Source organism: Bradyrhizobium sp. CCBAU 53338 (assembly GCF_015291665.1).
Taxonomy (GTDB): Bacteria; Pseudomonadota; Alphaproteobacteria; order Rhizobiales; family Xanthobacteraceae; genus Bradyrhizobium.
This window is the reverse complement of sequence record NZ_CP030048.1, coordinates 449422-471731: the sequence shown is the minus strand read 5'-3', so window position 1 is coordinate 471731 and position 22310 is coordinate 449422. Positions and strand designations below refer to the sequence as shown.

Annotated in this window: 20 protein-coding genes; 9 read left to right on the top strand and 11 right to left on the bottom strand. The window is 64.2% G+C overall.

Features of this window, described 5'->3' with window-relative positions; genetic code table 11:
* A complete protein-coding gene (gene araD, locus XH90_RS02285; protein WP_194479017.1) occupies positions 1-1737 on the bottom strand; it encodes an L-arabinonate dehydratase in 1737 nt (578 codons plus the stop codon).
* 260 nt (positions 1738-1997) lie between these two features.
* On the opposite strand from araD, the gene XH90_RS02280 reads away from it, so the two are divergent.
* Entirely contained in the window at positions 1998-2426 is a 429-nt protein-coding gene (locus tag XH90_RS02280) for a response regulator (protein WP_194479016.1), read from the top strand.
* A gap of 61 nt (positions 2427-2487) precedes the next feature.
* The gene (locus tag XH90_RS02275; protein ID WP_194479015.1) at positions 2488-5988 is read left to right on the top strand and encodes a PAS domain S-box protein; all 3501 of its coding nucleotides are present in this window, start codon (positions 2488-2490) and stop codon (positions 5986-5988) included.
* Positions 5989-6058: 70 nt separating this feature from the next.
* Here XH90_RS02275 and XH90_RS02270 read toward each other — a convergent pair whose 3' ends face one another.
* Complete coding sequence (locus tag XH90_RS02270; protein WP_194482558.1) at positions 6059-6694, bottom strand: response regulator transcription factor; 636 nt, start codon at positions 6692-6694, stop codon at positions 6059-6061.
* A 163-nt stretch (positions 6695-6857) separates the two neighbouring features.
* Between XH90_RS02270 and XH90_RS02265 the strand changes: the two genes are divergently transcribed.
* Positions 6858-7160: a hypothetical protein gene (locus tag XH90_RS02265; protein ID WP_194479014.1), complete on the top strand. Its 303-nt coding sequence runs from the start codon at positions 6858-6860 to the stop codon at positions 7158-7160.
* 54 nt (positions 7161-7214) lie between these two features.
* Here the strand turns inward: XH90_RS02265 and XH90_RS02260 are convergent, their stop codons facing one another.
* The 7 genes from XH90_RS02260 to XH90_RS02230 all read right to left on the bottom strand — a co-directional run bounded on the left by XH90_RS02260 (position 7215) and on the right by XH90_RS02230 (position 13613).
* Positions 7215-7718 carry a response regulator gene (locus XH90_RS02260; RefSeq protein WP_194479013.1) on the bottom strand — a complete coding sequence of 168 codons (504 nt, stop codon included), beginning with the start codon at positions 7716-7718 and terminating at the stop codon, positions 7215-7217.
* A gap of 142 nt (positions 7719-7860) precedes the next feature.
* Positions 7861-8178, bottom strand: a complete 318-nt coding sequence (locus XH90_RS02255) for a PilZ domain-containing protein (protein WP_194479012.1) — start codon at positions 8176-8178, stop codon at positions 7861-7863.
* Between the two features lie 2 nt (positions 8179-8180).
* Entirely contained in the window at positions 8181-9059 is an 879-nt protein-coding gene (locus XH90_RS02250; RefSeq protein ID WP_194479011.1) for a protein-glutamate O-methyltransferase CheR, read from the bottom strand.
* 34 nt (positions 9060-9093) lie between these two features.
* Positions 9094-9483, bottom strand: a complete 390-nt coding sequence (locus tag XH90_RS02245; RefSeq protein ID WP_188106496.1) for a PleD family two-component system response regulator — start codon at positions 9481-9483, stop codon at positions 9094-9096.
* 34 nt (positions 9484-9517) lie between these two features.
* Positions 9518-9991 carry a chemotaxis protein CheW gene (locus XH90_RS02240; protein WP_194479010.1) on the bottom strand — a complete coding sequence of 158 codons (474 nt, stop codon included), beginning with the start codon at positions 9989-9991 and terminating at the stop codon, positions 9518-9520.
* Positions 9992-10014: 23 nt separating this feature from the next.
* Positions 10015-12789, bottom strand: a complete 2775-nt coding sequence (locus XH90_RS02235) for a hybrid sensor histidine kinase/response regulator (protein ID WP_194477610.1) — start codon at positions 12787-12789, stop codon at positions 10015-10017.
* A 416-nt stretch (positions 12790-13205) separates the two neighbouring features.
* Complete coding sequence (locus tag XH90_RS02230; RefSeq protein WP_194482557.1) at positions 13206-13613, bottom strand: response regulator; 408 nt, start codon at positions 13611-13613, stop codon at positions 13206-13208.
* Between the two features lie 342 nt (positions 13614-13955).
* On the opposite strand from XH90_RS02230, the gene XH90_RS02225 reads away from it, so the two are divergent.
* The 4 genes from XH90_RS02225 to XH90_RS02210 all read left to right on the top strand — a co-directional run bounded on the left by XH90_RS02225 (position 13956) and on the right by XH90_RS02210 (position 16652).
* A complete protein-coding gene (locus XH90_RS02225) occupies positions 13956-14879 on the top strand; it encodes a Crp/Fnr family transcriptional regulator (protein ID WP_371748297.1) in 924 nt (307 codons plus the stop codon).
* A 193-nt stretch (positions 14880-15072) separates the two neighbouring features.
* Complete coding sequence (locus XH90_RS02220) at positions 15073-15768, top strand: Crp/Fnr family transcriptional regulator (RefSeq protein ID WP_194479009.1); 696 nt, start codon at positions 15073-15075, stop codon at positions 15766-15768.
* Positions 15769-15926: 158 nt separating this feature from the next.
* A complete protein-coding gene (locus XH90_RS02215) occupies positions 15927-16304 on the top strand; it encodes an Hpt domain-containing protein (RefSeq protein ID WP_194479008.1) in 378 nt (125 codons plus the stop codon).
* 99 nt (positions 16305-16403) lie between these two features.
* Complete coding sequence (locus XH90_RS02210; RefSeq protein WP_194479007.1) at positions 16404-16652, top strand: hypothetical protein; 249 nt, start codon at positions 16404-16406, stop codon at positions 16650-16652.
* Between the two features lie 53 nt (positions 16653-16705).
* On the opposite strand, the gene XH90_RS02205 is transcribed toward XH90_RS02210, so the two are convergent.
* Positions 16706-17326 (bottom strand): LuxR C-terminal-related transcriptional regulator, encoded by a 621-nt coding sequence (locus tag XH90_RS02205; protein WP_194479006.1) that lies wholly within the window; start codon positions 17324-17326, stop codon positions 16706-16708.
* A gap of 340 nt (positions 17327-17666) precedes the next feature.
* Between XH90_RS02205 and XH90_RS02200 the strand changes: the two genes are divergently transcribed.
* Positions 17667-18830, top strand: coding sequence for a hypothetical protein (locus XH90_RS02200; RefSeq protein WP_194479005.1), 1164 nt, complete (start codon positions 17667-17669; stop codon positions 18828-18830).
* A gap of 707 nt (positions 18831-19537) precedes the next feature.
* Complete coding sequence (locus XH90_RS02195; protein ID WP_194479004.1) at positions 19538-20752, top strand: EAL domain-containing protein; 1215 nt, start codon at positions 19538-19540, stop codon at positions 20750-20752.
* Between the two features lie 32 nt (positions 20753-20784).
* Here the strand turns inward: XH90_RS02195 and XH90_RS02190 are convergent, their stop codons facing one another.
* Entirely contained in the window at positions 20785-22164 is a 1380-nt protein-coding gene (locus XH90_RS02190; RefSeq protein ID WP_371748378.1) for a DUF1254 domain-containing protein, read from the bottom strand.
* Positions 22165-22310: the final 146 nt, after the last annotated feature.

The window sequence follows — 22310 nt, the reverse complement described above, 5'->3', positions numbered from 1 at the left end:
TTAATAGATCGACGGCTCGCCGATCGGCGCGCCGAAATCGGTCTCGAGGAAGTCGAAGTCGCAGCCGTCATTGGCCTGCTTGATGTGCTTGGTGAACATCCAGCCATAGCCGCGCTCGAAGCGACGCTCGGGCTGCTTCCAGGCGGCGCGGCGCTTGTCGAGCTCGGCCTCTGGCACATCGAGATTGATGGTGCGCGCGGCGACGTCGAGCGTGATGCGGTCGCCGTTCTGCACCAGCGCCAGCGGTCCGCCGATGTAGGATTCCGGCGAGACGTGCAGGATGCAGGCGCCGTAGCTGGTGCCGCTCATGCGCGCGTCAGAGATACGCACCATGTCGCGCACGCCCTGCTTCACGAGCTTGGTCGGGATCGGCAGCATGCCCCATTCCGGCATGCCCGGGCCGCCCTGCGGCCCCGCATTGCGCAGGATGAGAATGTGGTCCTCGGTCACGTCGAGATCGGGATCGTCGACAGCCTTCTTCATAGAGGGATAATCGTCGAATACCAGCGCAGGCCCGGTGTGCTTGAGGAAGCGCGGCGCGCAGGCGGACGGCTTGATGACGCAGCCGTCGGGCGCGAGGTTGCCCTTGAGCACGGCAAGCGCACCCTCCTTGTAGATAGGATTGGCGACGGAACGGATCACGTCGGCATTATGCACCTCGGCCCCGTCGATGTTCTCGCCAAGTGTCTTGCCTGACACAGTGATGCAGTCGAGATGCAGATGCTGCTTGATCTCGCCCATCAGCGCCGGCAGACCGCCGGCATAGAAGAAATCCTCCATCAGATAGGCGTCGCCGCTCGGACGGACGTTGGCAATGACAGGCACCTTGCGGCTCGCGATCTCGAAATCATCGAGGCCGATGTCCTGGCCGGCGCGGCGGGCCTGCGCGATCAGATGGATGATCGCGTTGGTCGAGCAGCCCATCGCCATTGCGACCGCAATCGCATTCTCGAACGCCTTGCGGGTCTGGATCGTCTTCGGCGTCAGATCCTCCCACACCATCTCGACGATGCGGCGGCCACATTCACTGGCCATGCGGATATGGTTGGCATCCGCGGCGGGAATCGAGGAGGCGCCGGGCAGCGTCATGCCGATCGCCTCGGCGATCGCGGTCATGGTCGAGGCCGTGCCCATGGTCATGCAGGTGCCGTAGCTGCGGGCGATGCCTGCTTCGATATCGAGCCAGTCCTTGTCGGAAATCTTTCCGGCGCGGCGCTCGTCCCAATATTTCCAGCCATCGGAGCCGGAGCCGAGCGTCTTGCCTTTCCAGTTGCCGCGCAGCATCGGCCCCGCCGGCAGATAGATTGCCGGGATGTTCATCGAGGTCGCGCCCAGCAGCAGCGCCGGCGTGGTCTTGTCGCAGCCGCCCATCAGCACAACGCCGTCAACGGGATGGCTGCGCAGCAGCTCCTCGGCTTCCATCGCCAGGAGATTGCGATAGAGCATGGTGGTCGGCTTGAGCAGCGATTCCGACAGCGACAGCGCCGGCAGTTCGACCGGCAGGCCGCCGGCCATCAGGATGCCGCGCTTGACGTCGTCGACGCGCGACTTGAAGTGCATGTGACACGGCTGCGCCTCCGACCAGGTGTTGATGATCGCGATGCACGGCCGATCCTTCCACTCCTCCGGCGCATAGCCCATCTGCATGGCACGGGAACGGTGGCCGAACGAACGGAGGTCGTCGGGCGCGAACCAGCGCGCGCTGCGGAGCTGGTCGGGTGTCTTCTTCCTGGTCATGGTCCTCGTCCGTCGGGGAATCTGCCCTGCTCTTCTCACAGGCCGTCGCCCCCTCGCAAGGCGGCCGGCGGCCCGCAAGGTGGGCCCAGCTATGCACTTGGAGGTGCATACGCTACGGTGCGATGCAACATCAAAACCGGCTCATGCCGACCAGCCCCGAAGTGCTTGCAGGGCGGGCACGATCCGCGCAACAATTTCGTATTTGGAGCTTTGATTTTGGTCGCAGGGGCGCATCCCCATCCGACCCGGAGGTTTTTAACGTGGCCAACATCCTGATTGTGGATGACGACCCGGCCGTGCAGTTGACAATCCGGCTGCTGCTGGAGCGGGCCGGCCATCGCGTGACGGTCGCCGGCGACGGCAGCAAGGGGCTCGCCCTGTTCGAGGGCAACCGGTTCGACCTGTTGTTCCTCGACATCTTCATGCCCGGCATGGACGGGCTGGAAACGATGCGTCATGTCCGGGCCCTGCAACCGGCCATTCCGATCGTCGTCATCTCGGGCCGCTCGATCACGCCGGATGACTTTGCCGAGCCCGATTTCCTCAAGATGGCGACCAAGCTCGGCGCGGTCGCGAGCCTGCAAAAGCCGTTCCGAGCCGATGCGCTGCTGGCGACGGTCGACCGCTGCCTGACATCGGCGCAATCATCACCCCCTCCTCACATCGACACCGGTACCGGCGGCCGGTGACGGGACCATCGATGTCGCGTAGAACATTCGGGTCCATTCTCGACGCGGCGCAAAGGGCGACATGACGCTCGCAACCCGGCTGGCCATCGCGATGATTCTGCTGGTCGCGGTTGCGGTCTCCGCGGTCGGATGGCTGAGCCATTACAGCCTGGAACGGGCGTTCCTGCCGCGCGTGCTCGACCGCATCGAAACCCAGTCGGGACTGCTCGCTTCCCAGCTCGAAGCCCAGACCAGTGGTGCGCGGTCCGCCATCGTGACGTTCCGCGCCAATGCGGCCGTGCGCGGCGTGATCGATGCCCATTTCAACAACGGCATCGACCCGGTTGATCATCTGGCCGAAAAGACCTGGCGCGAGCGGCTGCTGACACGTCTCGTGGCCGATGTCGAAGCCAACCCGACCTACGCAAAATTTCGCGTCATCGCGGCCAACGGCACCGAATATCTGCGCGTCGATCGCTCCGGCCCGAATGGATCGGTCCGCATCGTTCCCGACGAGGCCCTGCAAGCCAAGGACGATCGCTTCTTCTTCCAGGACGCGATCAAGCTCCCCGAAGGCCAGATCTATGTCTCTCCGGTCGATCTGAACGTCGACAACGGCACCATTCAGATGCCCTACGTGCCGACGCTGCGCGTGGCAGCACCGCTGTACGGGTCCGATCACCGCCTGTTCGGGATCGTCGTCGTCAACGTCGACATGCGCCAGGTGTTGGATCGCATCCGCATCACGGCCCGACAGGGAGAGCAGGTCTACGTCGTCGGCCGCAATGGCGACTATATCGTGCACCCGGACCGGACCCGCGAGTTCGGCTCGCAATTGGGCACACCGACGCGCTGGCAGGACGACTTCCCCTATTTCGCAGGCGTCACCGGATCGACGCAAGGCGCAACCCATGTCGTGCCTGAACGCAACGGCAAGCCGAGCGGCGCCGGGATCGCGCCCGCGATCCTCGCCGAGGGGCAATGGGTCGGCATCATCCGGGTCGTGCCCAATGCCGTGTTCATGGCCCCCGCCGTGATCATCGAACACACGAGCCTCATGATCGGCGTCATCGCGGTGCTGGTCGCGGCCGCGCTTGCCCTGATGCTGGCGCGATCGCTGACCCGGCCGATCGGGCGGCTCACCAGAGCCGTCGAGGCGATCGGGCGCGGCAAGCCCGCCGCGATTCCGATCGACGCCGGCGGCGAGACCGGCATGCTGGCGCGAGCCTTTGCCCACATGGTCGAGGAGACCAAGGCCAAGACCTCGGCGCTGGAGCACGAGATCGAGGAGCGGCGCCGCAGCGAGGCCGCCCGCGACCAGCTCGCCGTGCGCGAGCGCCTGTTCAGCGCAGCGGTGGAATCTTCCGACGATTCGATCGTCATGCAGACGCTCGACGGCATCATCATCGGGTGGAACACGGCCGCCGAACGCCTCTACGGCTATTCGTCGGAGGAGGCGGTCGGACAGCCGACCTCGATCCTCCTGCCGGCCGATCGCAGCGACGAGGGCAAGGACTATCTGCGGCGGATCGCGCAGGGCGAACGGATCGAGCACTTCGAAACCGTCCGCGTCCGCAGGGACGGCACACCGGTCGAGATCTCGGTGAGCCTGTCGCCGATCCGGGGCCCTGCCGGCGAGATCATCGGCGCCTCGGGCACGGCACGGCTGCTGACCGATGCGCGACGGACCGAGCGCGCGCTACGCCAGCAGCTCGAGGAGCGGCGGCAGCTGTTCGACGCCTCCGAAGACCTGATCATGATCATGAACTCGCGGGGCCATATCGTGCAGATCAGCCCGAGCAGCGAGACCGTTCTCGGCTATGCGCCCGAGGAAATGATCGGCCGCAGCGGCGTCGATTTCATCCACCACTCGCATCTCGATCAATCCCGCGAGGAAATGCGCGCGCTCCGGCGCGGCGAACACCCCAAGCTCGCCGACACGCGCTGCCTGCACAAGGACGGCAGCGAGGTCTGGCTCTCCTGGCTCGGCAACTGGTCGAACCAGGCCAAGCGCTACTTCTTCGTCGGGCGCGACATGACCGAGGCGAGGCGCGCAGCCGAGTCCTTGCGCGACAGCGAGCAGCTTGCGCGCAACATCGTCGAGACCGCGCTCGACGCCTTCGTCCAGACCGACGCCCACAGCACCATCCTGAACTGGAGCTCGCGAGCCGAGGAGCTGTTCGGCTGGCGGCGCGACGAGGCGCTCGGCAAGAACGCCGTCGACCTGATCGTCGCGGAGAGCGAGCGCGAGAGGGTCAAGGCCGGCCTCGCCCGCTTCCTCGATTCCGCCGAAGGCCATACCCTCAACCGCCGCCGCGAACTGATGGTCCGCCGCCGCGACGGCAAGGAATTCAGGGCCGAACTCAGCGTCACGGCGCTGCGGCGCCGCGAGGGCATCCTGTTCAACGTGTTCTACCGCGACCTCACCGACAAGATCGCCTCCGAGGAGCGCATCCGCCACGCCGAGAAGATGGAGGCGGTGGGCCAGCTCACCGGCGGCGTGGCGCACGATTTCAACAACATCCTCACCGTCATCACCGGCACGATCGAGATCCTGGCGGACGCGGTGGCGAAGGATCCGGGGCTTGCCGCGATCACGAAGATGATCGACGAGGCCGCCGGCCGCGGCGCCGAGCTGACCCAGCATCTGCTCGCCTTTGCCCGCAAGCAGCCGCTCCAGCCGCGCGAGATCGACATCAACTCGCTGATCATCGACACCGCAAAACTGCTGCGGCCGACGCTGGGTGAGCAGATCCAGATCGAATCCGTGTTCGAGGACGAGAGCTGCGTCGCGATCGTCGATCCGAACCAGCTCACCACGGCCATCCTCAACCTCGCACTCAACGCGCGCGACGCGATGCCCGGCGGCGGCAAGCTGATCGTGGAGACGGGCGCCGCCTATCTCGACGAGGTCTATGCCAGCGTCAACGACGTCAGGCCCGGACACTACGCGCTGATCGCGGTGAGCGACACCGGCACCGGCATTCCGTCCCATATGCTGGCGCGCGTGTTCGACCCCTTCTTCACCTCGAAGGGCCCCGGCAAGGGCACCGGCCTCGGACTCTCGATGGTCTACGGCTTCATCAAGCAGTCCGCGGGACACATCAAGATCTACAGCGAGGAAGGCCACGGCACCACGATCAAGATGTACCTGCCGCCGGGCAAGACGCCGACCGCCGTGGGCGATGGCGTGACGCCTGCGACTGTCGAGGGCGGGCACGAGACCATCCTCGTGGTCGAGGACGACCGGCTCGTGCGCGACTATGTGCTCGCGCAACTGCACTCGCTCGGCTACGTCACCCTGCAAGCCGCCAATGCCGCCGAAGCGCTTGCGATCGTGGCGAGCGGCGCGCGGTTCGACCTGCTGTTCACCGACGTGATCATGCCCGGCAAGATGAACGGACGACAGCTCGCCGACGAGGTGGTGAAGACGCGCCCCGACCTCAAGGTGGTCTACACCTCTGGCTATACCGAGAACGCGATCATCCACCACGGCCGGCTGGATTTAGGCGTGCTGCTGCTGGCCAAGCCCTATCGCAAGTCCGATCTGGCGCGGATCATCCGCAGGGCTCTGAGCAGCTGAATTCTGGGTGTCATTCCGGACGCGCGTAGCGCGATCCGGAACGACGAAAGGGCGGCGATTCAACAGCGCCTTACGACGCGCGCTGGGCCGCGGTCATCACGATGCGGATCAGATCGGCGGCGTTGCGGGCGCCGAGCTTCTTCATGATGTTGGCGCGGTGATCCTCGATGGTGCGGGGGCTGATGCCGAGCGTGCGGCCGGCCTCCTTGTTGGAGGCACCGGCAGCAAACTGCTCCAGCACCTCGCGCTCGCGTCGGGTCAGCGGCTCGCGTCCGGGGAAATGCAGCGAACCGAACTTCGGCGATGCACTCTCTGCCTGCCTGCGTGCATAAGCGCCGATCGCCTCATCCAGCCGGCCGACGATCTCGCTGCCGCGAAACGGCTTCTCGATGAAGTCGAGCGCGCCGCTCTTGATGGCCCCCACTGCCATCGCGATATCGCCCTGCCCGGAGATCATGAAGATGGGGGCCGGATAGTCCTCGCCTTGCAGCTCCTTCAGGATGTCGAGACCCGACTTTCCGGGAATGTGCACGTCGAGGAGGATCGCAGCCGGCGTGCGGTTTCGTGCAACGGAAAGCAGTGCTGCGCCGTCGGCGAAACAGATCACCTCATAGCCCGCCGCCTTCAACACCATCGACAGGGTGTCGCGAACAGCGGGGTCGTCATCGACCACGAAGATCTCACCACGGGAGGTTTGTTCGACCATGTGCCACGTCCATTCGCCAACCCACGTCGGCATTCAAGGACTCGCGTCCGCGCCTGACATTACGGCTTTCGGCGCAGATTCGGCCCACCCGCATTTGTACGGGACATGAACTTAACGCACAAGTAGCGCCGAGGTGCCTTATTGCGGGGGACGGAGAATATCCATGCTAAATTACGCTGGCACACCCCCGCTCGCCGCGATGGCCGAAACCGACAGCCGTCAGTTGATCGCAGCCGAACTTCGCTCACTGATCGCGCGCATGGAGATCAGTCTGCGTCTGATCGACGCGGCGATGGAGCCTGAAGACGATGGCTCTATCGTGAGTGCCGATCTGGGTTCCACCGAGATCGTCGTGCTCGACGACGTCACGCCTCGCTTCACCGCGGCGAGAGCCGCCCTCAACGCCTGCCGGGCGGAGCTCGGCCAGGCCCTTCAGAATCTGTCGGAATCCGGCAGTCCCGCATAGGCCGCGATCGGCCCGGCTGATTTGCCGCAGCTGATCGCAGGCCAGCGCCGCGCCTCAGGCGCGGTGCCGTTCCACGATCGCGTCGGTGGCGACGCCGCCCCAGGTATGGATCGTCGGCAGTCCCATCGCGGTCTTGCCGAGATTGGCGAGACTGATGCGCAGCGCCGCGAGATCCAGCGGCTTCGGCAGGCTCTGAAGCTCGATCCCGACCGAGCGGGCGAAGTTGCGGGCGGCGCTGCGGCGCTTGCCGTCCATGCCGCTGATCACGATCACCGAGCCCGAGAATTTCGCGGCCGCCATCTCGCGCAGCACGTCGATGCCGTCGCCGTCCTCCAGCACGAGATCGAGCGTCACGCAGTCGAAGCGCGCAGCGCGCAGCTTTTCGATCGCCTCGGCGACCGACGGCGCAACGGCGACCTCGTGGCCGGCCTGCCTGGCGGCGACCGTGATCAGGCTGCGCTGGGTGGCGTCGTCATCGACCACCAGGAGCTGAAGCGCGCGCCGCTCGGCGACGTCGGGCAGATTTGACGGGATGGGGGAGAGAGAGCTTCTTGGCATGGCCGGACCCTGAAATTGCGACCGTCAATCGATACACGGTCCGCGCTTAGGCGACGTAAAGCTACGCCTGCGAATTCGGTCGGATGTTTTCAGAAAATGTGAAGCAACGCGTCAGGGAAAGGCAGCCCGAAACGCGCGGCGATCACGCCACCGCGTCCTGGCCATTGGCTGCGCCGCGCTTCTTGCGGTTCTTGCCGCGCAGGAACTGGATGTCCATCTCGGCGCCGTTGACGCGCACCAGCTCGCAGCGGCGGTAGGCAAGGCCCGTGGACGACAGCAGCAGGAAGAACTCCTTCAGGTTCAAGCCCTGGATCGAGCCCTCCACCGTGAGGATGGCGTCGGTATCGGAAATCGCATTGAGGGTGCAGTCGCGCCGCCAGGTGCCGTCGATGGCCATGATGCAGACATCATAGCCCCGACTGAACGTGACGCGCTCCGTGCCCTTGCCATCCTCGGCCATGTCTATCGTCCTGCCATCGCCATGCGCGGCGCCGCAGCCGCGTCGGCAGCCGGCTTGGCCGCAGCCGCACGCGGATCGTTCGGCTTGTAGAGGCCGCGGCGATCGGTGATCGGCCTGAACGTATCGGTCAGTCCGACCACGGTCTCCGCCGCGCCGAGCACCAGGAAGCCGTCGGGCTCGATCTGGCGGGCGAGGCGGTTGAAGATGTTGATCTTGGTTTCCTGATCGAAATAGATCAACACGTTGCGGCAGAAGATGACGTCGAACGTGCCGAGGTGGGAGAAGTCCTGCAGCAGATTGAGCTGCCGGTGCTGGATCATCGCGCGCAGCTCGGGATGGACCTGCCAGGTCTCGCCGGTCTGCTTGAAATATTTCATCAGCATCTGGATCGGCAGACCGCGCTGCACCTCGAACTGGCTGTAGACGCCGGCCTTGGCCTTCTCGAGCACCTCCTGCGAGAGGTCGGTCGCGATGATCTCGACACGCCATCCGGTGAGCGCCGCACTCATCTCCTTCAGGGTCATTGCCAGCGAATAGGGCTCCTGCCCGGTCGAGCCCGCGGCGCACCAGATCCGCACGCTGCGGCGAGCGGCACGGGCCTTGAGAACCTCCGGCATGATGGTGTCGCGGAAGTGATCGAACGGGACCTTGTCGCGGAAGAAGAAGGTCTCGTTGGTGGTCATGGCTTCGATCACGCTGGTGATCAGCGCGCTCGATCCGCCTTGCAGCTTCTGCACCAGCTCGGGGATGCCGGAGAGCCCGGCCTTTCGCGCCAGCGGCAGCAGGCGGCTTTCGATCAGATATTGCTTGTCGGCGGACAGGTCGAGACCGGAGCGCTCTTTCAGCAACTTACGCAGATACTCGTAATCGGGCGCGTTCACAGGATACCTCTTGACGCTACTGGCAGGTGTATTTTCAGGCTGCGGTCTCTTCTTCGCGCGCGACCAGCCCGACCTCCTGGAACTTCGCCAACACGATTTCCTTGTCGAAAGGCTTCATGATGTACTCGTTGGCACCGCCGCCCATCGCCTTGGTGATGTGGTCGATGCCGTTCTCGGTGGTGCAGAACACCACCTTGGGCTCATCGCCGCCGGGCATACGGCGCAGCGTGCCCAGGAACTGGAAGCCGTCCATCACGGGCATGTTCCAATCGAGCAGGATGGCTTCCGGCATGGCCTTCTTGCAGTGGACCAGCGCCTCGACGCCGTCTTCCGCTTCGATGACCTGGAAGCCCAGCGCCTCGACGATGCGACGCGCGACCTTGCGAACGATGCTGGAATCGTCAACCACCAAACAGGTCTTCATCTTGGATCTCCGGCTCGAATGTCTTTGTGAAAGTTCAGGCGGCCATTTGCACGTCGGTCTTGAGCTCGAGGACGCGATCGACGTCGAGGACGACCATGAGCTGGCCGTCGAGACGGTGGACGCCGCCGGCGAGCTTGGCCATGCGGGGGTCGAGGTTGACCGGGTTCTCTTCCTTGCTGTCCTCGGGCAGGCGCAGCACCTCGCCGATCTGGTCGATCAGGAGGCCATAGGATTCGCCGCGCAGGTCGACGCCGACCGCCATCGGCGTCTTGCCGTCCTCGTCCCTGGGCAGGCCGAGACGGGCGCGCATGTCGACCACGGTGACGATGCGGCCGCGCAGGTTCAAGACGCCCGAGATCTCGCGCGAGGACAAGGGAACGCGGGTAACGCGCTCGGGCATGAACACGTCCTGGACGCGGGAGATCGGCAGGCCGAACAGCTGGCCGCCGATCATCGCGGTGACGTATTCGACCATGGCGCCTTCGGTGGACTGGGTCTTCTTGCTCATTGCAATCTCTCCTGATCCCGGTCTTACGCCGCCGCCCGGCTCAGCTCGGAGGCGCCGGCGGCGCCCGCGGTCTGCTCCTTCAGCGCCGCGATCAGACCGGGACGGTCGAACTTGGCAACATAGTCGTGGAAGCCGGCCTGACGGCCGCGCTCGATCGCCGCCGGCGACACCAGCGCGGACAGGCCGATGATCGGCATCGCGCCCAGATTGCTGTCGGAACGAATGGTCTCGGCGAACTCGAACCCGTTCATGTCGGGCATCTCGATGTCGGTCAGGACCACGTCGAAGTTCTGCGCGCGCAAGGCAGCCAGGCCCTCCTGCGCGGTCGGCGCGGTGCGGACGCGGTAGCCGGCCGCTTTCAGCACCGGCGCCAGCATGTTGCGGAAGAACGCGCTGTCGTCGACCAGCAGCACCGACTGCGAGTGCATCGACGGCTTCATCTCCTTGCGGGTGAACCAGTCGGCGAACGCCATGGGCAGGAAGTGGCCGACGTCGATCACCTCGGTGGCCTGGCCCTTGATCACGGCCGAGCCGAGGATGCCGCTAGCCGAGCCGCCGACCTCGATGTTGAGGCGCTCCTCGACGATGTCGATGATCTCGTCGACGACGAGGCCCATGGAGCGGCCGTCATCGGCGAACACCAGGATCGGCTGGGCGCCCTGGCTGGCGATGCTGACGCCGTCCATGGCCACCAGCGGCATCAGCTGCTCGCGGTACTGCACCATGTAGCGGCCGTTGGAGAACTCGATCTTGTCGGCCGGCAGCTCTTCCAGGCGCGTGACGAGGCCAAGCGGGACCGCCTTGGGCTGGCTGGAGCCGGCGCGGAACACCAGCAGCGAGGTGGTCTGCTCGCCCGAGCCGATGTGGAGCGCGCCATTGTCGTCGGCCATGTCATGGGCCGAGGAGCCGGCGGCGCCGAGCGCCTTGGCAATGCCGTTGGGGTCGATGATCATGATGACGGCGCCATCGCCCAAAATGGTATTGCCGGAGAACATGTCGATGTGGCGGAGCTTCGTCGACATCGGCTTGACCACGATCTCTTCGGTGTGGAACACGCCGTCGACGACGATGCCGAAGGTCTGGCTGCCGACCTGGGTGACCACGATGAAGCCGTTCTCGGGATCGCTGGCCGCGCCGTCGTCGATCTTGAGCAGCTTCTTCAGGTGGATCAGCGGCAGCAGCTTGTTGCGCAGGCGAAGGACCGCGGTGTCCTTGATGCGCTCGATGCGGTGCTCGGAGTTGGCGCGGGCACGCACCAGCTCGACCACCGAGAGCTGCGGGATGGCGAAGCGGTCACCGGCGGCCTCGACGATCAGCGCGGAGACGATCGCCAGCGTCAGCGGGATCTTGATGGTGACGGAGGAGCCTTCACCGGCGACCGACTTGATGTCGATGGTGCCGCCGATCTGGTCGATATTGGTGCGGACCACGTCCATGCCGACGCCGCGGCCCGAGACCGAGGTGATGGCGGCCGCGGTCGAGAAGCCCGGCGCGAAGATGAACTTGTGGATCTGGGCTTCGCTCATCTTCTCCAGTTCGGCCTCGGTGACGAGACCTGAGGAGAGCGCCTTGGCCTTGATCTTCTCGGTGTTGAGGCCGCGGCCGTTGTCGGCGATGCAGATGATGATGTGGCCGCCCTCGTGATAGGCGGACAGGCGGATGGTGCCCTGCTCGCCCTTGCCGGAAGCGAGGCGCTCGGCGGGGGTCTCCAGGCCGTGATCGGCGGAGTTGCGCACCATGTGGGTGAGCGGGTCCTTGATCAGGTCGAGCACCTGGCGGTCGAGCTCGGTGTCGGCGCCGTGCATCTCCAGCTCGATCTGCTTGCCGAGTTCGCTCGAGAGGTCGCGGACGATGCGGGGCAGCTTCTGCCAGGCATTGCCGATCGGCTGCATGCGCGTCTTCATGACGCCTTCCTGCAGCTCGGCGGTGACGTTGGAGAGGCGCTGCAGCGGCACCTTGAACTCGGTGTCCTCGTTGCGCCTCGAGATCTCCAGCAGCTGGTTGCGGGTCAGCACCAGCTCGGAGACCATGGTCATCAGGTGCTCCAGCGTATCCACGTTGACGCGGATCGACTGGTTGGCGATGCGCTCGCCCTCGCCGGCGCTCTCGTCGGCCATCGACTTCTTCGGCGCAGCCTTCTCCCTGGCAGGCTTTGCGGCCTCCCTGGCGGCAGGTGCCGGGACTTCAGCCACCGGCTCAGCCTTGGCAACCGGCGCCGGGGCTTCGATCGCGGTCTCGCGGAAGGCGCGCTCGAGCTCGTCGAGCGAGACTTCGCCCGGACGCAACGGACGCTCCAGGGTCTGGTCGATCAGCGTGCCCGTGGTCATCTCCTTGGCGGCAGCGGGCGCAGCGGCAGGGGCTTCCGGCACCAGCGGCGGGGCTTCGGCAACGGGAGCAGAGCTCCCCGCCGCCATTGCGGCCATGCCCTGCTCGACCATCGCTTCCAGCTTGTCGATCAGATCGCGGTCGTTGCCTTCGGGCTCGGCTTCGGTCGCCTCGAGGCCGGCCAGAATCTCCTTGATGCGGTCGATCGAGGACAGGATCAGCGTCACTGCCGGTCCCGTCACCGGCATGCCGTCGCGGAATTTGCCCATCAGCGTCTCGCCGGCATGCGCCAGCGCTTCGAGCCGCGGCAGACCGAGGAAGCCGCACGTACCCTTGATGGTGTGGACCAGGCGGAAGATGTTATCCAGGATCTTGGCGTTGTTCGGTTCCTGCTCGAACTTCACCAGCTGATTGTCGACGGTGTCCAGGCTCTCGCTGGTCTCCGTCAGAAACTCCCGCAACAGATCATCCATGAGCTACGCCTTACTGAGCTGGACCTCAACGCCTGCGCCGCGCTTGGAATCGGCGGAAGTCCGCTCCTAGATCGTTAGACAACCCATTTCACGGTCCCGTTAATTTCATCCTCCGTGCTAATACGGATATTGAAACGAAGTTTGCCGTTCGGCTGCGTGAGACCGCAGTTTTCGGCAAATCCCGCCCGCAGCCTCGCTCCGGAAACGCGACAGGTAAACGCGCGGATAACGGCGTCACGGCAGGCGCAAAAAATCCTGCCGATGTCGGGAGATGTGCACGAGCCGCGCGAATTGAGTCAAATCACACGCGATCGAGATCGCGCATGAGGGCTTCGGTCGAAGTGTCGATGAAATCCGCAAGACCCAAGCTTGCGGTAAACAGACTCTTACCGCACGACGCCGCGAACGATGACGCGCTAACCCAGCCGCGCAGCGGCGGCATGGGACTCGGCGAGGCAGTCCCTGATCGCGGCCAGCAGCGCAACCGGCGTGAACGGCTTGCGCAGGCAGCGCGAGGCGCCGAGCTCCAGCGCCATCCTGAGGAAATCGGGTGCAGGCGAATTCAGATCTGCGAAGGCATAACCGGACATCGCAATCAGCGGCGTCATGGGCGCGCGGTCGTGAAAGAGCCGGATCGATTCGAATCCGCGCATATGCGGCATGAAGATGTCGATGATCATCAGATCGAACTGTTCGTTCTCGAGAGCGCGGAGCCCGGCTTCGCCGCCGTCAGCGATCGTCACCCGAAAATTGTTTCGCTGGAGATAGATCTCGATGGCCATGGATACCATCGGGTCGTCGTCGACAACGAGAATGTGGCGCAGACTGTCTGGCGTCGTTGGAATTTCCCGCTTCGGCGATTCAAGAATTGAACCGTTGCGCACACCTTTCTCCTTTCGCTTGCGTTGAAATCGTATTGACCGCGCGCGCGGTCGGCCTGGTGCAACATGCGAACGGGATGAGCGCGAGATCCGCGGCCGGGCCGCGCAAAGGCGCGGAGCAATGTCTGACGGCTGAAAGGAAGCGACGAACGCGCAAGCCCGCGTGAACCGGCAAATAGCCGATGAAAAGGCCGACGCAATATCTACGGCCGGTTGCCCGTTCCCTGCTCATGAGGCCCCCTGGCACTCGTCCCCGGTTTGCTACGCAGGACTGGCTCGCCGGGCGTGCGCATCGATCAGCGCGCTGTTTTCATTTTCGCCGCAAATGCGGCAAGTTGTCTACCATTCAACGGGTATATGGACAACAATACAACCATTACAATATGTTCGTGTCGTTGGCAACTGGACATCGAAGGCGTGACGCCGACGTTCGAGAACCAGCGTCCCAAGAATCAGCATCCCGGAAGCCGATATCCGGGAAACACGCAGGATTGTCTCTGCATGAGCGCGAGCGGTCCACCGCCAAATCAAATGCTGCAGATGCTCGACGCGGCGGACTTCGACCTGTTGCGTCCGCATCTGGTGACAATCGAATTGGTCAGAGAGACTGTCTTGGACGAGGCAGGCGCGGCACTTCGCCACGTCCTGTTTCCGCACGACGGAACCGTTTCAATCACGGTCAGCCTATCCGAAGGACAAACGATCGAAGTGGCGATGCTCGGACGCGACAGCATCGTCGGCGGCGGCGCGGCACTCGCCGATGGAATCGCGGCATCAGACGCTGTCGTGCTCTTTCCCGGGACCGCATCTGCAGTTGAAATCCCGGCCTTTCGAACCGTTGCCAATGCGAGCATCGCGTTCCGCAGCCTGATCATTCGGCACGAGCAAGCGCTGCTCGCGCGGGCGCAGCAGTCCCTGCTCTGCAATGCGCTGCACCCGGTCGAGGCGCGGCTGGCGCGCTGGCTGCTGCGTGCCCGGGATCTGTCGGACAGGGAAACCCTCGCGCTGACACAGGAGACCCTGGCCCAGATGATGGGCGTACGGCGTAACGCCGTTTCGCTGGTTGCGCATGAGCTGCAGCGTGCCGGCATCATCAGCTACAGCCGCGGCCAGATCGAGATCATCGATCTACGCGCGCTGGAAGCGACCTCTTGCGAGTGTCATGCCGCCGTCAAGGCCCATCACGCGAGACTGTTTGCGAGTCATTGATAATGTAAGCGCTACCACGACCGCGGCATTCCGGTGCGTACAAGACGCGCCGAGTGATTGCTGAATCACGTCCATCAGCACTGCACCAATTGCCAATATATCCTGACGGGAACATGATGGAACTTACCCAAAAGCGGATCGTAGAGCCGCGGGTGTCCATCGGCGGATGAGACAGGAGGCTGCTTTGGAAACGATGGCGCGCCCATCCAACGGTTTCCTGTCGGCGCTGTCGGCAGATGATTATGAATTGATCCGTGCACATCTGCGCACGGCCGATCTCCCGCATGATGCCGTGCTGGTCGAGACCGGCGAGACGCTCAAGCGCGCCTACTTCCCGCATCGCGGCGTGATCTCGCTGGTCGTCAAACTCGCCAAGGGCGAGCATGTGCAGGTCGCCATGATCGGCCGCGACAGCCTGCTCGGCGCGTTTTCGACCTTGGGCGATGCTTGCGCACTCAACACGGCGGTCGTGCTGGTTCCCGGCGTCGCGTCGGTGATGGACCTCGACCGGCTGCGCATCGCGGCGGAACAGAGCGCGACCCTGCGAACGCTGCTGACGCGGCACGGGCTCGCGGTCTACGCGCAGGTGCAGCAGACCGCGGGCTGCAACGCGGCCCATCCGGTGGAGTCGCGGCTGGCGCGCTGCCTGCTGCACACCCATGATCTGTCGGGCGACTACCGGCTGCTGCTGACGCAGGAAGCCATGGCGCAGATGATCGGGGCGCGGCGCAACAGCGTGTCGCTGGTCGCCAATACCTTGCAGCAGGCCAATTTCATCCACTACAGCCGCGGGCATATCCAGCTCCTCAATCTGGACGGCCTGCGCCAGACGGCCTGCGAATGCTACGCCACGGTCAAGGCCCAATACGACCGGCTGCTCGGCGCGTGACGCCGCGCCGGTGCGCCCGGACCGAGCGGCACATGGTAAAGCAACTGCTTAGCTCCGCCCGCAAACTCGGTGCATCTCGTGACCAGAACTGCAATCGAAATGGCGTAGACACCCGGACGCCTCGCATCGCGACGCGCATCAAGGGGACCGGGACAACCATGTTCGACGCCGTACTCGCGCCTGCGCCAGGTGCGCTCGACACCGCGCCGCTGCGCGAGCCCCGTGCGTTCGAGGCGCTGGTGCGCGAGATCGGCGAGGACGGCGCCCGTGAAGTGCGATCGGTATTCTGGAGCGAGACCAGCGCGCGGCTTCAGTCGTTCCGCACGCTCGCGCTCGGCCAGCACCGGGCCAGGTTCGCGCGCGAGGCGCATTCGCTGAAGAGCACGGCCAGGACCTTCGGCTATCTCAGGCTCGCGACGCTGGCGCTGCGGCTGGAGAGCACGGCCGAGGCGATCGGCGCGGCCGAATTGGGCGATCTTCTGGAGCAGATGGAAGCGGCCTTCATCGCCGCGAAGGCCCAGGAATCAGAGGATTGACCGACCCGCCTCAAAGGCCCGCCGTACTTATACGGTTTGCAATTTTCACGGATGACTAATCATAGGTGGCGATAGTCGCCGGAAACCAGGAGGGTTTCCATGTTCACCTATGAGACTGCGGACCAGAAAGAGGTCCGTCGCTTTCGCATCGCACAGTTCAACGGCCGCATGGCCACGGTGAAGGCGGGCGAGTCCACGGTGACGGGTTTTGTCCGCTCGGTGCTCGAGCACGAATCGACCATCCCGCCGCGCTGGACCATCACCATCATCCCGAATACGCCGAAGGAAGAGCCTACGATGCCGCGGGCCGCTTCGCGCGCGCGCCCCTTCGCCGAAGACTATTTCTAGAGCACGATCCTGCCGCGAGCGCGCCGCCACCAAGGCGGCGCAAAACGACCGCTTCAATCGATCGAATGCAGCAGCGCCGCGCGGACGAGGTCCGCGGTGTTGCGCGCGCCGAGCTTGCGCATCGCTTCGGCCCGATGGCTCTCGAAGGTGCGCGGACTGATCTGCATCCGCAGCGCCCCCTGCTTGTTCGAAAAGCCCTCGCTGATCAGCCGCAGCACCTCACGCTCGCGCTTGGTCAGCCGCTTGCCCGACAGGCCCGAGAACTCGGAGCTCGCCTCGCGCGGTGGCGGCAGCGCGCGGCCGGGCTTCAACTCGACATCTTCACTGATCGACGGCGCGGGCAGGCCGCCCTTGTGCTGACCGGCAAGCTGCTTCACCAGGCCGCAGACGCGCTCGGTTTGCGCCAGTGCGTTCTCCACCACCTGCTGCAAATAGGCGCGGTCGGCCGAAACGGGCGCGAGTTGATCGCTGTGGTGCTTGATCTCGCCCATATAGAGCAGAAGTGCGGTCAGGGGACCATTGAGCTCGCGGGCTATGGCCGCGGCCATCTCGTCAGCCGCCTTGGCGCGGGCGGCATTGAGCCGGACGAAGTCGAGTTCTTCAGGCGCAGACGCACCGCTTTCGAACCATTCCGACGGCCGCGAATCAGTGACCGTATCGTTCTGTGACCCCATGTGACGTGTTTAGCGGAACCCGGGGCGATCTGTGGTTAACTTTCTGCTCCGTATGACTACGGTAATTCCGTCAGCTCTGTGCTGAAATACCGGCAAAGGCACAATTTATGCTTGCACGGGGCTGATGCCAGCCGCGCCAAGGTTGATGAAATTGCCTAAATCACAGGCAGGAATCCCAACACCTCCTTAACGATTACCGCCGCACCCCATCCCCGCGCACTCAGACTTTACCGATTAATTAACGGCGGCTTGCTTCTCTGTGTCGCAATTGAGAGCGCGCAAATGCCTCCATGCATTCGGCCAGTCAGCCTGCTGGAATCGTTGCGAGAGATTGCGTGCCATGGACGAAATCGACGAGCTTTCGGAGTTCCTGCAGAAGCTGACGCCGTTGTCGCGCAGCTGCCTGCTCAGCGAACTCGAGCGGCTCGAGCTTTGCGGCCTCGACATGCCGGGCTCAGCAGAGATCCAGGCCAAGCTGCGCGCCGAATTCCGCAAGGATGGATCGACCCAGGCGCGCGCGACCAGTCCGTCGCGCTATTTCTTCGCGCCGCTCGAACTGCTGCTGATCGACGGCGCGCCCGAGCACGCCAATTCGGGACGGATCTCGCGCAACACGCTCACCCCGATCTGGGAGTGGATCTGCCGCGACCTGCTGCCGACCATGGCGCGCGACTACATCAAGGCGATCAACGACCAGGTCGCCGCCAACAATCCCAAGGAAGTGCTGAAGATCGCGACCATCTTTCAGGGCAAGGTCGTCAAGGTGCTCGAGAACACGCTCGCATCGGCGGAAAGCACCGAATTCGCACGCGACAAGCTCGCGCAATACACCGCCTCGCGCACCGCCTTCGACGACGTGAGGAAGATGCTCCAGGTGCTGCGTGCCGGCGACGCGCTGCCGAAGTTCAACGAGAAGCTGCCCGAGACCATCACGAAATTCGACGACGGCCAGGTCGCACAGATCACCGCGCAACTCGACGCCTTCAAGAAGGCCAATCCCGATGCGCTGCCGTTCGCGCTGACGCTGGTCGCGAGGCGCCTGAAGACATTCTGGCGGCTCATATACCTTGCGACCAAGGCGGCCGCGAGCAAGAGCGCTGCCGAGGTTGCAGCGGCGTCCTATGCTTGCGTCGTTCCCATGGTGCTCGATCGGCTCGACGACAAGCGCCTTGCCTTGCGGATCGCACTTCGCCACAACCGATTTCTCGTCGCACGGGACCTGCTCACGGAAATCTACGACGTCGAACATTCGCTCAAGGTTCGCATCGACGGCATCGAGCAGAGCGAATGGGGCGTCCGGCTTCAGCAATTGATGGACGCGATCGCGGCGCTGGTGGCGGCCGAGGTCAGCCGCTTCCCCGCCAATGTCGGTCACATCCTGGGATCGCGCCGGCTGCGCAATCAGGATACGCTCGGCGGCAAGCTGAGCTATCTGGCCTGGAAGGGCCGCGACGCCGTGCAGGACGGCGCGGCGGCGTTTCGCAAATTGATCGGGGCGACCTAGTTCGCGCCGGCTATTCCGGAACGCGTGGCAGGCACAGGAAGCGATCGAGAAATCGCCCTGACATCACGATCCTGAACCACCAATAGATCAACCGCCGCGTCGTCATAGCTGCAATCCCTGACAGCCCACCACCGGCTCCAGGGACCAATAGCGCACGTGCAGCAATCGGCCTGTGAAGTGCTTCACATTCGCCCGCCCCGCGGATGGTCGCGTCGTCGCATAACCGTCACGCGCAGCGACTGGCCATGCGCGCATCGCGCGAGAATGAATTCGCCGACGGAACCCGCCGCTCACAATTCCCCGATGCATCACATGCAGCGCGAGGGGTGGACACCGCGCGTGGTCCCTGCCGCGCCGATCTCCATTCGACGACGAAGAAGAAGGCGTTCTGCATGGACGAGCACGACAAAGCCACATCCAATTGAGGCACCCGTTATTCAATTGGGCGAAGCGCGCGCAGCGTCGTCCAATTACAGGACACGACCGCGCACACCGCCGAATTGAGCGTCGGGAAAATCCTGCATGATTGTCGCACGCAAGTGGGCCGCGCAGCGACAGACGTGAAGACTTCTCGAACGATATCCGAACAATTTTAGAAATGATGGGGACTTTAACGTTACCCAGATAATTCAATAATCGGCTGAAGCGCTCCTTATTTGAAACTGCTCCCGTCGCTAACACCGGTCGCGGAACGGGAGAGGTTTGCGATGAACGACGACATTGTTGAACTCGCCGGACGAAGGCCCAAGACCTTCGGACGGCGAAAGGTAACGCCGCGCGCATGCGTCGCCGACGGCAAGCGCCATCTGCGCGCATTCCTGGCCGAGGTGCTGGAGGATTTTGGCTTCGTCACCAGCGAATGCGCCAGTGCCGACGAGCTCAAGACCGTGCTCGCCGGCGAATTGCCGGACCTGATCCTGTTCGGCGTTGCCGCCGACGGCATCGAGCCCGGCACATTCCTGGAGACGCTGGTGCGCGAGGCCTTCGACGGCAAGGTCCTGACCGTCGGAGCCCGCGAGTCGATCATCGTCAAGGCCGTGCAGCAGGTCGGAGAGGAATATGGCCTCGCCATGCTGCCGCCGCTCACCACGCCCTTTGCCGCGGAGACGCTGCGCGATCGCATTGCGATGCTGCTGCCGGACGAGCCGGCGCCGAGCCCGGCCGTGCATGTCGGCGAAGCCTTGCACGCCGGCTGGCTCGAGCTCTGGTATCAGCCCAAGATCGACGCGCGCACGCTGATCCGCTGCGGCGCAGAGGCTCTGGTGCGGATGCGCCATCCGACCTGGGGCGTGGTGCCCCCGGCCTATTTCATCCCGGAGGAGCACGATCCGCACCTGCGCGATCTCTCGGAGTTCGTGATCGAACGCGCGGTGCAGGACTGGCACTACCTCCTGGAGCGGCAAAGCCCGGTCGATCTCTCGATCAACCTGCCCGCCTCGTATTTGAAGGAGCCGCAGGCCGTGCGCGATCTCTGCCGCCGCGTGCCGACGCATCCGGCCTTCGGCGGATTGACGATCGAGATCACCAGCGAGGAGGCGATTCGCGATCTCGATCTCCTGACCGAAATCTCGCGCGAGATGCGGCTGCACAATATCGGCCTGTCCATCGACAATCTCGGCGCCAACTGGCCGTCGCTGATGGATCTCGGCAGGATCCCCTTCATCAAGCTGAAGGCCGACCGCCACTTCGTGACCGGGAGCGCCAACGACCGTCTCAAGCGCACGGTGTGCCGTCACATCGTCGAGCTCGCGCAGGGCTATGGCGCACGCTCGGCTGCCGAGGGAGTCGAGAGCCGCGCCGACCTCGTCGCAGCGAACGAGCTGGGCTTCGATCACGTGCAGGGCTTCCTGTTCGGCAAGCCGATGCCGCTGAAGAAATTCGCGCGGAGCACGCTGACGCGAACGGTGATGGGCGGCGAGTGAGGCTATCGCCTCGGCTTGTCGGCCCGTTGCGATCAGCTGCTCGCGACCTTCCTGACGGCCGGCGGAGACCAGCTGCCGTTGATGATCGAGGGCGCCTTCTCGTTCGGCCAATACATCCGCAGCATCAGAACGAACTTGCCGGCGGGTGCGGGCAACCAGTTCGACTCCTTGTCCACTCCAGGCGAGTCCTTCTGGATATAGAGTTCGATCGTTCCGTCCGGATTGGGCTTGAGGCTCTGACGGGCGCTGATCGAATATCGGTTGATCGGATTGGCGACGAAGAAATACTTCTCGTCGTACATCGTCAGCGACCAGAAGCCGCCGACGGGTGGAAGCTGCCCCTTCGGGAAGCGCATCACGTATTTGTTGCTGCCGACGTATTCCTTGCCATCACTGTCCTTCTGCGATGTCGGATAGCATGCATCCTGGATACGATTGGCGCCGAGACCGATGGCCGTGACCAGGGCACGATTGAGGTAGTCGGTGCCGTAGACGCCAGTCTGCGAGTCGAATGCCCAGCCGTTGGTGTTCCTGATGGCCTTGTTGATCTTGAACTGCACCATGATGCGGTCGAACGCGACTTGCGGAATGCGCTTCGCGAACACAGCGTCGAGCTTGCCGGCATCAAAATCCTTGCCCGGAACGAGGCCGATCTTGGCGAATTTGGCGACCTCGGCGGCGTCGGCGGCCGCCGGCGGATTCCGCTTCATGAGCTGGGCCAGAAGGCTGAAATAGGCGGCGGCATCCATGCGGTTGACCTGATCGCGCACTGCGGTCTTCATGTCGACCGACTGATCGACCTTGCCCGGTGGAGGCGTGTAGGACTTCCCGTAGGCGCTCAGGGGGACGAGCTTGAACTCATCCTGGGCGGCGTGCACCGCCGCGTAATCCGCTTGTGTGCCGGTGCAGTAGATGCGGCCCAGGATCCAGACGATGCTGGTAGGCGACTTGTATTCCTTGACGCCGGCCGGGAGCGTGCCCGTCCAACCCGGCCCGGTGATCGCATAGGTCTGCGCCTTCGTACCCGTCGTCCGCTTGCCCGGCACCTGGAACACGTTCGTCCAGCCATCGAGCATCGGGAACAGGAAATAGCGGTCTTTCATGTCGGGGATGCTGAGAACCCACGGCTCGTCGCCGACGTCGATCCACGCCGTGGTGTAGAGCGTGTCGGCGTTCGGAGCCGTCACATCCCTGAAGCTTGCATCGGGATAGGTCCGCAGCTTGACGAACTGCCCCATCGGCCCGCGCGTACCCTCGACGGAGGCCATGTTGGTCATGACCCGTCGCGTCATCTCCATCGTCACGAGTGGATAGCCGAAGACGTAGGCATCGGTGGCAAGCCAGAAATCTTCGCCACCTTCGACCGCGCCCAACAAAGGACCGTCGTGATCTGCTCGGCTGACCGAGAGCATAAGTGCCGAGACCGCGCTTCCCAAACTGGCAGACAAGAGATTCCGACGAGTCATGTTCATGACGCTGCCTCCTGCTCTGATCTCGATGAGTGTTACGTCGTTGCGAAATAGGCACACACGGGCGTGGAGGAGATAACTCTCCTCAT

Excerpts from the sequence above, each read along its gene's own strand:
- araD (WP_194479017.1), bottom strand. The coding sequence starts at position 1,737 with ATGACCAGGAAGAAGACACCCGACCAGCTCCGCAGCGCGCGCTGGTTC.
- XH90_RS02275 (WP_194479015.1), top strand. The coding sequence starts at position 2,488 with ATGACGCTCGCAACCCGGCTGGCCATCGCGATGATTCTGCTGGTCGCG.
- XH90_RS02270 (WP_194482558.1), bottom strand. The coding sequence starts at position 6,694 with ATGGTCGAACAAACCTCCCGTGGTGAGATCTTCGTGGTCGATGACGAC.
- XH90_RS02265 (WP_194479014.1), top strand. The coding sequence starts at position 6,858 with ATGCTAAATTACGCTGGCACACCCCCGCTCGCCGCGATGGCCGAAACC.
- XH90_RS02260 (WP_194479013.1), bottom strand. The coding sequence starts at position 7,718 with ATGCCAAGAAGCTCTCTCTCCCCCATCCCGTCAAATCTGCCCGACGTC.
- XH90_RS02255 (WP_194479012.1), bottom strand. The coding sequence starts at position 8,178 with ATGGCCGAGGATGGCAAGGGCACGGAGCGCGTCACGTTCAGTCGGGGC.
- XH90_RS02245 (WP_188106496.1), bottom strand. The coding sequence starts at position 9,483 with ATGAAGACCTGTTTGGTGGTTGACGATTCCAGCATCGTTCGCAAGGTC.
- XH90_RS02240 (WP_194479010.1), bottom strand. The coding sequence starts at position 9,991 with ATGAGCAAGAAGACCCAGTCCACCGAAGGCGCCATGGTCGAATACGTC.
- XH90_RS02235 (WP_194477610.1), bottom strand. The coding sequence starts at position 12,789 with ATGGATGATCTGTTGCGGGAGTTTCTGACGGAGACCAGCGAGAGCCTG.
- XH90_RS02220 (WP_194479009.1), top strand. The coding sequence starts at position 15,073 with ATGGCGCGCCCATCCAACGGTTTCCTGTCGGCGCTGTCGGCAGATGAT.
- XH90_RS02215 (WP_194479008.1), top strand. The coding sequence starts at position 15,927 with ATGTTCGACGCCGTACTCGCGCCTGCGCCAGGTGCGCTCGACACCGCG.
- XH90_RS02210 (WP_194479007.1), top strand. The coding sequence starts at position 16,404 with ATGTTCACCTATGAGACTGCGGACCAGAAAGAGGTCCGTCGCTTTCGC.
- XH90_RS02205 (WP_194479006.1), bottom strand. The coding sequence starts at position 17,326 with ATGGGGTCACAGAACGATACGGTCACTGATTCGCGGCCGTCGGAATGG.
- XH90_RS02200 (WP_194479005.1), top strand. The coding sequence starts at position 17,667 with ATGGACGAAATCGACGAGCTTTCGGAGTTCCTGCAGAAGCTGACGCCG.
- XH90_RS02195 (WP_194479004.1), top strand. The coding sequence starts at position 19,538 with ATGAACGACGACATTGTTGAACTCGCCGGACGAAGGCCCAAGACCTTC.
- XH90_RS02190 (WP_371748378.1), bottom strand. The coding sequence starts at position 22,164 with ATGCTCTCGGTCAGCCGAGCAGATCACGACGGTCCTTTGTTGGGCGCG.